This is a genomic window from Undibacterium hunanense, assembly GCF_014284335.1.
In the GTDB taxonomy this organism is placed as follows: Bacteria; Pseudomonadota; Gammaproteobacteria; order Burkholderiales; family Burkholderiaceae_D; genus Undibacterium; species Undibacterium hunanense.
The window spans coordinates 189,871-202,468 of record NZ_JACOGF010000008.1; the positions used below are offsets into that span (position 1 = coordinate 189,871).

9 protein-coding genes are annotated in these 12,598 nt (G+C 50.5%); 5 read left to right on the top strand and 4 right to left on the bottom strand.

Annotated features, from left to right (window positions below):
* Positions 1 to 19: 19 nt before the first annotated feature.
* The gene (locus H8L32_RS16445) at positions 20 to 2,245 is read right to left on the bottom strand and encodes a GmrSD restriction endonuclease domain-containing protein (protein ID WP_222619387.1); all 2,226 of its coding nucleotides are present in this window, start codon (positions 2,243 to 2,245) and stop codon (positions 20 to 22) included.
* Positions 2,246 to 2,425: 180 nt separating this feature from the next.
* Between H8L32_RS16445 and H8L32_RS16450 the strand changes: the two genes are divergently transcribed.
* Positions 2,426 to 3,412: a phospholipase D family protein gene (locus tag H8L32_RS16450; RefSeq protein WP_186948347.1), complete on the top strand. Its 987-nt coding sequence runs from the start codon at positions 2,426 to 2,428 to the stop codon at positions 3,410 to 3,412.
* A 716-nt stretch (positions 3,413 to 4,128) separates the two neighbouring features.
* Here H8L32_RS16450 and H8L32_RS16455 read toward each other — a convergent pair.
* Positions 4,129 to 4,578: a hypothetical protein gene (locus H8L32_RS16455; RefSeq protein WP_186948348.1), complete on the bottom strand. Its 450-nt coding sequence runs from the start codon at positions 4,576 to 4,578 to the stop codon at positions 4,129 to 4,131.
* Positions 4,579 to 4,648: 70 nt separating this feature from the next.
* Positions 4,649 to 5,116 carry a hypothetical protein gene (locus tag H8L32_RS16460; protein ID WP_186948349.1) on the bottom strand — a complete coding sequence of 156 codons (468 nt, stop codon included), beginning with the start codon at positions 5,114 to 5,116 and terminating at the stop codon, positions 4,649 to 4,651.
* 282 nt (positions 5,117 to 5,398) lie between these two features.
* Here H8L32_RS16460 and H8L32_RS16465 point away from each other — a divergent pair, with 282 nt between their 5' ends.
* The 4 genes from H8L32_RS16465 to H8L32_RS16480 all read left to right on the top strand — a co-directional run bounded on the left by H8L32_RS16465 (position 5,399) and on the right by H8L32_RS16480 (position 11,019).
* Positions 5,399 to 6,805, top strand: coding sequence for an efflux transporter outer membrane subunit (locus tag H8L32_RS16465; RefSeq protein ID WP_186948350.1), 1,407 nt, complete (start codon positions 5,399 to 5,401; stop codon positions 6,803 to 6,805).
* 20 nt (positions 6,806 to 6,825) lie between these two features.
* The gene (locus H8L32_RS16470; protein WP_186948351.1) at positions 6,826 to 8,049 is read left to right on the top strand and encodes an efflux RND transporter periplasmic adaptor subunit; all 1,224 of its coding nucleotides are present in this window, start codon (positions 6,826 to 6,828) and stop codon (positions 8,047 to 8,049) included.
* 2 nt (positions 8,050 to 8,051) lie between these two features.
* A complete protein-coding gene (locus H8L32_RS16475; protein ID WP_186948352.1) occupies positions 8,052 to 10,004 on the top strand; it encodes a MacB family efflux pump subunit in 1,953 nt (650 codons plus the stop codon).
* A gap of 136 nt (positions 10,005 to 10,140) precedes the next feature.
* Positions 10,141 to 11,019: an SHOCT domain-containing protein gene (locus H8L32_RS16480; RefSeq protein WP_222619388.1), complete on the top strand. Its 879-nt coding sequence runs from the start codon at positions 10,141 to 10,143 to the stop codon at positions 11,017 to 11,019.
* Between the two features lie 129 nt (positions 11,020 to 11,148).
* Here H8L32_RS16480 and H8L32_RS16485 read toward each other — a convergent pair whose 3' ends face one another.
* The gene (locus H8L32_RS16485; RefSeq protein ID WP_186948353.1) at positions 11,149 to 12,534 is read right to left on the bottom strand and encodes an alpha/beta hydrolase family protein; all 1,386 of its coding nucleotides are present in this window, start codon (positions 12,532 to 12,534) and stop codon (positions 11,149 to 11,151) included.
* Between the last annotated feature and the right edge of the window lie 64 nt (positions 12,535 to 12,598).

Below are 12,598 nucleotides of genomic sequence, written 5' to 3' on the forward strand. Positions count from 1 at the left end.
TTTATAATTTAAAACCGTTTCACATTATTGTGTTTACAGGAAACCACTCCTGGAAGTTCAATTCGTCATAATATCGCGCATATAAATCACTAGTTCTGCGCTCTACCGCAGTTTGAAATGCCAGTGCACGCTCTTTAGTCCAAACGTCCTTACTATCTGTTCCTGAGCAGGAACTCCAATACTCCGAGTGGGAAATATGGATAACACTGTCCTTGAGACGATCAGCGCCAGAATCAGTTTCGTTGTTAACGAGGTTCAACTTAACTTGAGCCGGGCTATCACCATCACCACGGTTATCACTTGCATACCAGACACGCACATTACCGATGGAATTTCCAACATGGACATGCCCGCGATTTCCATCCTTGGCCAGGAAGTCCAGCAAGCGATTATTTGATCTAACACCTGTCCAGTCCTTCCAATGATTAGCGGGACAAATGTGGTCGTAGTCGTAAGGTACTTCATCATCCGACCTGATTTCATCCGGATTTTTTTCTATTCTATTTACGTAACTTCGCTGAAGCCAAAGTAGCAAGGCATGTTGATAACGATCTCCACTTCCCCACCAGCGGTGAAAAATTCTCATGATCAAGGGAGTAGATTCATTTCTTGGTTGAAATCGCTCCCAGCCTAGCATCGGTCTTGCCACATCATAGTTTTTAGTTATTGCCAGTTCATTGAATTCCCTCTTTGAAGGAAGAGGTAGCGCCATTTCCCTGTTTTCGGATTCGCTTCTGCGTAAAAGATATTCAATCAACTGTTTACCAGGGAATGAAGGATTTTTATGCGATTCAGTTTCTTTGAGCCAGGTAAAAGCCCATACGCTTGCTTTTTTGCAGTCTGGAATAGCAAGATACGCATAAAGGACAAAGCGAAGAATTTCTTCACGCGACTGCTCAAAAACCGTTCTGGCGTCATGTAATTCGGAAACAGAAAGCAGCCAACGAAGCACAATTTGCAGTGCTGGTCTGGACACAAGAATAAAACCATGCATTGGCAATCCTGGATCGTCTTCCCGATTATCTGGATTGTATTTCAAAGACTCCGTCAGTAAATCGAATGCACCACTCAACTTACCAGACTTTACCATGTCCAAAAATCTTTCAAGAAAATCCGGATTCTTGCGTAAGCTATCAAAATTAGCTTTACCCGGGCTTTCAAAATCAGTCAAGCCAAGATCTGCAGCAACAAGCCGGACCGCCGTCATGACAATGTCCGTTGGCCCTAGCAGTTGGGCAAACCCCTTTATCGAAGCGATGGACTCGACAAGCTGAAAAGTCTCTGGCAGATGATGTTTGATAACTGAATACACATAATCCGCGTCACTTAATGGTGTTCCTCCGGTACCTAAGCGCTTGAATAAAATAGCCAGCGCCGGATCCTCGTTTTCATCTGTTTGGGGCTCTGCAAAGCATTTATCAGGAACAGCAATGAGAGATATCTTAATGTTAAAAAGTGCTTGTAAACATGACGCAAAGCGGTGTATGACTGGCACGGCAGCAGGCTCATCTTCTTCCCAGCTTCTGCCACGATGACTCCCTCTTTTCCTTAACGTTGAGATAACCCACTGAGACCAGAGATCGGCATCCTGATTGACAGCTACATATTCCCGGATGAGTTCGGTTAGCATTATTGGAAAGTGACTTTCCCAAGGGAACTGGATTCCAGCAGAGTTCGCCAATTTTGCTGCCCGTCTTTCTCTCAATGAAAGCCGGGCGTTCGGGTCTGCCCTGGCAAAACCATGTGGATGGGCGGTCGTAGTAACGTGTAGACGAAAAAGATGCTCAGACAAAGGCTTGTCGGCAAAATCTATCCACAACGTACGGTTCTGGATTTGATTTTCATTAAAATAAGGCCAGCCCAATAGCATCGTCAGGGTACGTTGTTGTCCATCGATGAGGGCAGCCCCGCCACCTTCAGGTACCGACTGAAGGTCCTTGCTACCGACACGACGGACCAAGACGTCTTCACCACTTCTGTTCTTGGCAATGAGGCGGCTCAGCATTAAACTGCCAATCGGCATTCCACGAAGTAGAGAATCCCACAACGTAATAATCTGCCTCGGCTTCCACACCGAGCCACGCTGGAGTACCGGCAACGCGACGAAGTGATTGTGATCTTTACCCGATACCCAATCCAGCCATTCTGTCAGTTTTGGACGAATAAATTCGTCACTAAACAACTTATTGAATTCATTTTTTATTTCTGCGTTAATGGCGATCTGCTCTTCCATTGCTTCTTTCACTGTCGATTACTTGCAATTTATCTTCCAGACACGGACCGTAGCCTTCTAGTCCCATATGCGGACGGAAGCATCTATCTATAATAGTAGTTAATTTATCATTAAACCGACTTTTACTATAACGCCATCTATGTTATAAAAGATTCAATTCTGACTCAACCCTTAAATTGAACAGGTGACAATGTGAATTTGATCTATGGCGATAAAATAAAATCAGCCCTTCGCGAAGTTTCACCAACCCAAATTGCCGTTGCCTACGTAGGCAAGCACTGGAGTAATTATATAAATCCCGACATCCTTAAGGAGATCATCCTTTCACCGACATTGGGAACGAATCCCAATGCAGTGGCCGAATTGGCGATAAAACTCGGTTGGAAAAATGTACACTTCCTCGATAATCTCCACACAAAAATGTACTTAGGCGATGGAAAAGCTGCATTGGGAAGTTTCAATTTAAGTGAGAACGGCTTGAGTGCTTCTGGTTTGGAAGAGGCCGGGTTTATCATCGATGACAAGCAAATAAACGTTGAATTGAAGACGCTATTCGATAAATACAGATCGAGCGCAATATCAAAATATTCGACCGAACAAGCGAAAATAGGCAAACTGGCTGAACTTCGCGCCGCTTGGGATCGTGCCGTTTTAACCAAGGATATTAAAATTTTTGAGCCCAATCAGGTATACCTGCATCTATCTGACTACCAAGTGACGAATCCAAGCGAAATTTACGTCTGTTGGATTGACGGCAATTTTGAGTATAACGAAGATATAGCGGATATCTCCACTATCAATGATTCAGTCAATTTTCTAGAAGATGATGACATAAAACCAGGTCGATGGATTTTATGTTGGCATGCGAAGGCAGATGATTCTCCAGATGAATCAAGTGAGCCTTACTGGATATATATAGATGAAGTCATGAACAATGGAGTATCTGACGAAAAATATACGCAATTGGCTATACAACGAAATGACAGAACCCCACCGCCAGTACCGTTCGAGCTGACCAAGGACGCAATTGAAGCAATTTATTCTGTGCTGCGCTCAAAGAAATTCCCTGCCTTCCTTCCTGGCATGGATCCTTGGTCAATAAACCCTACAATCCCTAAACTTGCAGACTTCATCAAAGCTGCTCAATCTGAACTTGCACTCAAAGCTTCAACGAGTTGATCAATTAAAAACGGCAATTTGCGACTGTTATTTGCATGCCGGATTCGCGAGGTAACGGATATTTCAGTAAAGGGAAAATATGTCGTAATTGTATGATGATGAACTTGCAAATACATCGGCAGGTCCAACTAAAGTGATGCCTAAGGGATTGACTGAGCGATCAGATAAGAGTAGCAACGATAACGCTCAGTTTTTTATTATTTTATGTATTTCGTCACACCAACCCATTCACGTTAAAACGCTATGGGACTAAGTATCCGGATATATGTCTCACTGACTGTTGGAACACGCTCACAGCAACAACAATACGCATACTTTGTAACCAGTGCAGACTCAACGACCACGGATCGAATAAAAATATAGGCAAATATGAAAATGAAAGTCACTGCAAGAACGTAGCGCAATGGACCTGTCATTTTTTTAAAATTCACTATTCGGGCAATCAGCCATGATCCGATTGCTCCACCAACGAAATACAGAGTCATTGTTACATAGCCGATATAGTCAGGCTCAATCTCTGGGTTGAAGGCAATGAGCCGGAACAAACCAATTGTGTAGGCAGCAGCAATCCCGCCCCAAATCAGCGGGGATAACCAAATCAATAAACAGGATAGCAGTGTGCGGTTAAGCATAGTGTTTGGTTTTTGAATTTGCTGTCTAAATAGCGTGCCCCATCAATGTAAGCGAGTTTTTTCATCTTATTCTGCAATAAAAAACTATCTCAAATCGCCCTGCAACTCGTATCTCGCCTGCATTTCCTTATATTCCACAGATAGTCTGAACAGAGAATCATGGAGTTCTGCCATGCATTTTTTTGTCCCGATGTGCACTTCGACGCTGTCGATAGTGACGACTACTCCGGCTGATTTGTCTTCATCGCCCCAATCACCGTCAAACCTGACAGTGGTAATTTCCTGCCCCAAATGTCCAGAGTAAGGGATGAAGTAACATGTGCGCACAAATTCTGCCGAATCAGGCCTTACGATGATTTTGCATCTCATTCCCAAAGCCAGGACAATAAATAAACCAACGCCCATCAAAAAAGCCTGAATGCTCATGAAAGGCAGGCCGGGGACTACGCCTCCTGGAATAAATATGAAAAAGAAAGAAAAGAATACGGCTACGCCATCGCGTCCTGAATATTCATAGAGTACATCTGGTTTCACAGGTGTCTTATAGGTTGTGTGCGAGATGCCAACAGTCTAATTGAAAATTTTTCCAGGACCCAGATTTGAATTATTCCTCTGAATGTATAACGCGCAGGCCTTGCCTGATCGCTTCCTCGGCGACCAAGCAGCTAATATCGTCATTTATCATCAAATCGCGCTTAGAGATCTGGTTGACCAGCCTGTACAAAACAAGCTGTCCGCCATTGGAATCCACTTGCAGTCCATGTGCCACGCATAGCTGAATTAATTTTCTGGCATAAGAAGATTCATGCTCGCCTAACGGAAACCGCTTTGCCTTTCTGAGCAACGCTAATATCTCGCCTGGCGGCTTGTCTGCAAACCCGGGTACTACGACGCGTAGCGCTTTTATATCAGTCAGCGTCGGTCCTGTATCTGTGAATACGATCTCAAGACACTGCAAATTCCTGATGTGACAATGGACTACCCAGCCTGGCTCGGTGCCATTCCATACTGGGAAAACTGATGTACTGACTGCATAAGTTTTATTTGCGTAAACGATCTCAAATCCTAACATACTCACATATCATTCAGCAGCACTCAACGCTGTTAAAGCAATGCAAGAATACACCGTCAATTCCCAAAAAATCTTTACAAATCCCCCTCCAATCTTTACAAGTCGCAGCATTCCTTAACAGGTGTAAATTACACCCAGTTATCTGCCTGCGCCCTTATAATTTCCCATTAGCAAACCCTGGTGTGAAGGCCAATTCCGTCTGGCATGACATGCCTTGCACCTGGGTTGATTGCACATTTAAGGTGGATACCATGCCGCCATACAGGATCGTAGACTTTGCGCATGATTTGTCAAAACTCCCCTGGCCGGCGTTTGCTGCTGGCCACTGCAGTGCTGTCGCTGGCTGCTTGTGCCAATCTGGCACCTAAATACCAGCGGCCGCCTGCTGCCACTCCGCTCACTACTATTTCGCTAGCCACTGCGGTATATGATGGCACCCAAAAAGCTGACGCTACCGGCCAGGATATGGCGGCGCTGCCAGACTGGCAGCAATTCTTTACTGATGCGCGTTTGAAGCGATTGATCGTGCTGGCGTTGGTGAATAACCGTGATGTGCGTGTAGCTGCGCTGAAGGTGGAGCAGGCACGTACCCAGCTCAGTATTCAGGATGCGGCGCAGTTGCCGACGTTGAATGCCAGTGCCAATGCCAGCCGTTCGGACCATGGCGGGCGCAGCGTTTCAGCGCAGATAGGGCTGACGGCGTTTGAGCTGGATTTGTTTGGTCGCCTGCGTAATGCCAGTGAATCGGCCTTGCAAAGCGCTCTGTCTTCTGCCGAATCGCATCGCAGTGTGCAATTAAGTCTGATGGCAGAGGTGGCCAGTGCCTGGCTGACACTGGCCGCAGACCTGCAACGCCAGCAACTGGCGGAACAGACCTTGAGCAGTCGCCAGCGCAGCCATCAGTTGAATGTGCAGCGACATCAACTGGGTGCCATCAACGGTCTGGCACTGGCGCAGTCGCTGAGTGCACAGGACCAGGCGCGGCTGGACGTGGCGAATGCAGCACTGCAAGTGACGCAAGACCGCCATGCGCTGGATTTGCTGGTGGGTGCAGCCACACCGCCTGAGCTGGAACCACCAACCCAACAACCCCAGCAGCCCGAAGCTAGCATCATGCTGAGCTTGCCAGCCAGCCTGCCGTCACAGATATTGCAAGACCGGCCCGATGTGCGTGCGGCAGAACATCAATTGCAGGGCAGCCATGCCGATATAGGCACGGCGCGCGCAGAGCGTTTCCCGCGTATCACGCTGACGGGTTCGGCGGGCAGCAGCAGCCGTGATCTGGCAGACCTGTTCAAGTCGGGTAGCTGGAGCTTTGGACCGTCGGTCAGTCTGCCCATCTTTGATGGCGGTGCCGGGCGTGCCAAAGTGCAGGCGGCAGAGCTAAGCCGCGATATCGCCCTGGCGCAATATGACAAAACGGTGCAGACCGCTTTCCGCGAGGTGGCTGATGCATTGAGCGTGCGTAGCTCGCTGGCTGACCGGCTGGCCATGCAACTGGCGCTGACCGAATCGTCTGCCTTGCAATTGCGTCTGGCCGAACAAAACTGGCGCGCTGGCAGCAGCAGCCAGCTGGATCTGCTGGATGCGCAGCGCAGCTTTTATGCGGCACAACAATCCCTGATCAGCATGCGGCTGGCAGAACAAAGCAACCGCATCACGCTGTACAAGGTGCTGGGCGGTACTTGACCTGAAACGAATTGAATAAAATGAAAACACTCCCTACTTCCGGTATTCGCTCCTGGTTTTCTCCGTGGCGCTTGCTGTTGATTGCCATCGTCGTGGTTGCGCTTGCCTTGCTGGCCAAGCGCATATGGTTCACCCCACCGCCACCACCGCAGGTGGCAACAGCCCCTGTCACCAAAGCTGATGTCGAAGATACAGTACTAGCCACCGGCACCATTGGTGCGGCCAAATTGGTCAGCGTTGGTGCACAGGTGACAGGTAAGGTAGAGCGCCTGCACGTGGCGTTGGGCGATACCGTCAAGCAGGGACAGTTGATCGCCGAGATCGACGCACTGACGCAGCAAAACAATCTGCGCAATGCCCAGGCCGCATTGAAGAGTGCCGAAGCGCAGTTGCGTTCACGCCAGGCGGCACTGAAGCAGGCTGAACTGACTGCCGCCCGGCTGCGTCAGTTGGTGGCGATTGATGCAGGCTCGCGTTCTGATCTGGAAGCAGCAGAAGCCACGCTCAGCACCAGCCGCGCCGATGTCGCCGTGCAAGAGGCGCAGATTGCCCAGGCCAAGGTGGCGGAAGATACCAGCAAGGTCAACCTGGGTTACACCCGCGTTACCGCACCGATGGATGGCGTGGTCGTGGCCATCGTTACCGAACAGGGCCAGACGGTGAATGCCAATCAGTCGGCACCGACGCTGATCAAACTGGCCAGGCTCGATACCATGACCATCAAGGCGCAGATATCAGAAGCCGATGTACCACGTGTAAAACCTGGCATGCCGGTGTATTTCAGCCTGCTGGGTGATCCGGACAAACGTTATGAAACCAAGCTGCGTGCCGTTGAACCTGGTCCCACCACACTGGCTACCGATACCAGCACTACCACGACCAGTACCACAGCGACCGCCATTTATTACAACGGTATTTTCGATGTCGCAAACCCCGACGGCAAGCTGCGCATCAACATGACGGCGCAGACCAGCATTGTGCTGGCACAGGTGAAGGATGCACTGACGATACCCAGCGGTGCACTGGGTGCACGTGATACCCATGCGGGAGAGGGACGTTACAAGGTGCGGGTCATGGCCGGTGGCCGCATCATGGAAAAAAGCGTGCGCATAGGGCTGAACAACCGGGTGCGGGCTGAAGTGCTGGAAGGATTGGCGCAGGATGAGCAGGTTGTCACCACCGAAGCCAAGGTTGGCGCGGTATCGGCTAACAACCAGCGTGGCGGCCCGCCACCTATGTTCTGATCATGACAGCCTTGCTTGAGGTACGCGGCCTGACCCGCGAGTTCCCTGCCGGTGAAGGCATGGTGGCGGTGTTGCGCGATGTGGATCTGGTGATTGAAGCTGGCGAGATGGTGGCCATCATGGGGCCATCGGGTTCTGGTAAATCAACGCTGATGAATATCCTGGGTTGTCTTGATCGCCCTACCCGTGGCAGCTATCAGGTGGCAGGCCAGGAAACTGGTGCCATGCTACCCGATGAACTGGCCCGGCTGCGGCGCGAGCATTTTGGTTTTATCTTCCAGAAATATCAATTGATGGGTGACCTCAGTGCGATCGGCAATGTTGAGATACCGGCCATCTATGCCGGTATGCCAACCGCCGAACGCCGTGAACGCGCCATGCTGTTGCTGAAACGGCTGGGTCTGGGTGAAAGACTGTGGCACCGCCCCGGCCAGTTGTCAGGCGGTCAGCAACAGCGTGTGTCTATTGCGCGGGCACTGATGAATGGCGGCGATGTGATACTGGCCGATGAACCCACCGGCGCACTGGACCGTGCCAGCGGCCTGGAAGTGATGAAGATTCTCAATGAATTGCATGCCGATGGCCATACCATCATCCTGGTGACGCATGATGCGCAAGTGGCTGCCCATGCCCAGCGTGTGATTGAAATCAGCGATGGCTGCATCGTGGCAGACCGGCGTCAACCTGATGCCCCGGCGCTGGTCACCAAGGCGGCAGGTGCGCCAGTACGTGCCGGCACGCCGCTGCGTGATTTGCTGGGTCGTCTTGGCGAAGCTGCACAGATGGCGCTGCGGGCCATGGCTGGCCACCGCCTGCGCACGCTGCTGACCATGCTGGGCATTATCATCGGTATTGCTTCTGTGGTGTCAGTCGTGGCGCTGGGTGAAGGGTCCAGCCAGCGCATTCTGTCCAACATCAGCGCCATGGGTACCAACACCATCAATATCTCGCCCGGCACCGGCTTTGGTGACCGCCGCGCCAATGCCATACGCACCTTGCGCGTGGGTGATGCCAAGGCACTGGCGCAACTGGATTATGTAGACAGTGTCACGCCAACAGTCAGTGCCAGTGTCACTCTGCGTTACCGCAATATCGAAGCCAGCAGCGCCAACGTTACTGGCGTCGGCGAACAATTCTTTCGCGTGCGCGGCTATACCTTTGCTGCCGGTCAGAGCTTTAATGAAGAGGCAGAAAAACAGCAATCACAGGTCGCCGTGATTGATGACAATGCCCGCAAGACCCTGTTTCCCAATGGTGAAAACGCATTGGGTGAAGTGATCTTGCTGGGCAATGTACCGGCCCGCATCATCGGTGTCACCGCCAAGAAAAGCAGCAGCTTTGGCAATGATGACAGCGTGAATATCTGGCTGCCCTACACCACTGCGATGTCACGCCTGACCGGGCAGGATTATCTGCGCAGCCTGACCGTGCGCGTCACCGATGCCGTACCCAGCACAGTGGCCGAACAGGGCATCATACAGTTGCTGACCCAGCGCCACGGCAAAACCGATTTCTTTACCCAAAACACCGACAGCATACGCCAGACTATAGAACAGACCACCCGCACCATCACCCTGCTGATCTCATCCATCGCCCTGATCTCGCTGCTGGTGGGTGGCATCGGTGTGATGAACATCATGCTGGTATCCGTCACCGAACGCACGCAGGAAATCGGCGTGCGCATGGCCGTGGGCGCGCGTCAGGGCGATATCCTGCGCCAGTTTTTGATTGAAGCAGTGCTGGTCTGCGTGCTGGGTGGTGCCATTGGCGTTAGCCTGGCATTGGGGCTGGGCGCACTGTTTGCGCAATTTTCGGATGATTTCCAGATGGTGTTTTCCAGCACGGCCATCATCGGTGCGTTTGGCGTATCAACACTGATAGGCATGAGCTTCGGCTTTTTGCCCGCCCGCAGCGCCGCCAGGCTTGACCCGGTAGAGGCACTGGCCAGGGCTTGAGCACTAAGTGAAGTGCAAGCCCGGATGCCGCTGGTATCCGGGTTTGGGTGGTGCTATGCCGGGCAATGGTTTTTTTGCAACCGACAGGACATGATTCAATTTATACTTGCATCATCTCCACCGACAAAAAAACACCATGCGCTCATTTTTGACCAAGGCAGCTCTCATCACCTTCTTGCTTCCTGTTGCATCGACGCCGCTTTTGGCAGGCACCATCTATTCCTGGGGATCGAAAGGTATTCCAGAAAAGAATGTTCCGCCCACCAATCCGCTTGAGAAATTTTTCGCCACATTCAAATCGAGGAATCTGGTGGACAAGACCGAGTTATGTCACGGCATGAAAGTCAACTCCGGCATTTTCTCTGATGACAGATACGATATGTATGTGATCCGCACCAAGGTTTACGAGAAAGCCCGTGACGGTGAAACCTACCTGTACGATATCTATGCGCAGTTCAATGATGACGTGGTCAGCTACACCTTCATGTGGAACACCGAAGTCGCCTCAGATCTTTCGACAGACGACATCCTCGTCAAAGCGATGTACAAGGATATTTGCAATCAAAGCGCCGTGGTCTTGCGGACCAAAGAAGAGCAACTGGCGATCAGCAGCAAAAATCCTTCCTTTACACCTGTCGCAGCCAAACCCTGTGAACCAGAAAAAAAAGCACTGACCGCCGTTGAAGCCAGGCTTGCCCAGGCAGAACTGGATGCCGAATTTGATCCGGCCAAACGCGAAATTTCCAGCAGTTCATCACCAGCCTACCGGATTCAGGCAGCAACTGAAAATGCCACCATCCAAAGCAAGCACAATGTCACCATTCAATCCATCATGTCAGAAAAAGTGATGGCTGAAAAAACACTGATGGAATGTAAAAACCCAAGCAAAAAGCCAGCAGCCGCAGCACCAGCCCTTGATCCGCTCGACCAGATTCGAAAACTGAAAGGCCTGCTCGACGACAAAATTATCACGCAGGAAGAGTTTGACAAGAAAAAGGCGGATCTGTTGAAGTAAATGGTGGCTGCTTCGGGATGTAACCAAGAAAGGCATTGCTGTGCACAGTGGGCGATTACGCGCTGCTAATCGCCCCTACACAGACTGCCAAATCCTCCTTGACAAAGGTGCTTGGCAAGTGCACTGAATTTATTGTTGTAAGATCCAACCAGCCATAACGTCTAAGGCTACAGGCGACAAAGTTTCCTCGATTTTTCCGTATTCAGCCGGTGAACCGTTGGTCGCGGTTTGGAACAGATGATTGAGTTTAGGCAGTTCTTTGATGACGACGTTTTTGTTCGCTTTCATATTCGCCCGTATCCCATCGAGATTCATTTTAGCGGGCACTTGCAGATCCAGTTCGCCATTCAAAACCAGTGTTGCTTGCTTCACTTTCGCCAGGGTCGGTGCAGGATCGTATTTGATAAATGCTCTGAACCAGGGTCTTTCCAGGCGGCTTAATTGTCCTGCTCCTGCCCCCTTGGTCAGATCACCGTTTATTTCCGCTTGGTCGAGATGTGCTTTCAGTCGCTCGCTGATCGTCTTGTCGTCTGCGCCCGAATTCATAATGGCATAGGCTTCACGACTTACTTTCTGCGCTTTCTCGACTTCGGCTTGACTCTCACCATTGGCAAGCCCAGTTAGCCGACTCTGTTCCAGTAGTACAGCATCGGAGCGTACGCCAGGACCTGCCATCAACACGATAAATTTCAGTTTGGGATCATTTGCTGCCACCATGGGCGCGATCAGGCCTCCCTCGGAATGGCCTATCATTCCCAATTTGTCCTGGTTGATTTCAGAGCGGGTGCGCAGATAATCCACCGCTGCTTGCGCATCGTCGGCAAAGTCAAAGGTCGTAGCATTCTTGTAATCGCCTTTCGATGCTGCGATGCCGCGTTTATCGTAGCGCAGCACCGCTACCCCCTGTTTGCTTAAATGATCTGCCAATACCAGGAAAATTTTATGATCGAAAATGGTTTCATCTCTATCATTGGGACCTGATCCATGCACCAAAACAACTGCGGGAAATGGGCCCTTGCCTTGCGGTAGCGTCAATGTGCCAGCCAAACTTATCCTGGCTTTTGCATTTTGAAAACTTACATCTGTACTTGAGTAGTTGTGCGGGCTTTTTGCTATTGCTTCTTCCTGTGGGCGCTTTTTCACTTGTGCCGCCAAGGCTTTGGCGTCTAAACGCGTAAGCTTAAGTTTGGCTTGCTGTCCCTGTGTCCAGGTTCCTAACCATGCTTTCTGTGTCTCGTCCCATTTTGCTTCATAGTTGCAATTGAGTTTCGCAATGCTAAAACGCATGAAATTTTCACCAGCTTCTACTTTGTCGGCTTTGATGGTGAAGTTGCCCTGGTCAGGGCTGATGACCTTGACTTCGTGTTGCCCAGCTTGTGTTTTAGTGACGAAAATATTCAGACGAATCGCACCTTCTATTAAACCTGTCCAATCGCCCACGGGGTCTTCCGCGAAAGCAGGCACACTGGCTGACATGAGAAGCAGCGCGCTGCAAGTGACGAGAAACTTTTTCATTTGGTATTCTTTCTAAAGCTATTTTTATATTGCCCTGCCCTCGTCCATGCAGACTACAGATCGT

Coding starts and splice junctions, on each gene's coding strand:
- H8L32_RS16470 (WP_186948351.1), top strand. CDS start 6,826: ATGAAAACACTCCCTACTTCCGGTATTCGCTCCTGGTTTTCTCCGTGG.
- H8L32_RS16465 (WP_186948350.1), top strand. CDS start 5,399: ATGATTTGTCAAAACTCCCCTGGCCGGCGTTTGCTGCTGGCCACTGCA.
- H8L32_RS16475 (WP_186948352.1), top strand. CDS start 8,052: ATGACAGCCTTGCTTGAGGTACGCGGCCTGACCCGCGAGTTCCCTGCC.
- H8L32_RS16480 (WP_222619388.1), top strand. CDS start 10,141: ATGCGCTCATTTTTGACCAAGGCAGCTCTCATCACCTTCTTGCTTCCT.
- H8L32_RS16460 (WP_186948349.1), bottom strand. CDS start 5,116: ATGTTAGGATTTGAGATCGTTTACGCAAATAAAACTTATGCAGTCAGT.
- H8L32_RS16485 (WP_186948353.1), bottom strand. CDS start 12,534: ATGAAAAAGTTTCTCGTCACTTGCAGCGCGCTGCTTCTCATGTCAGCC.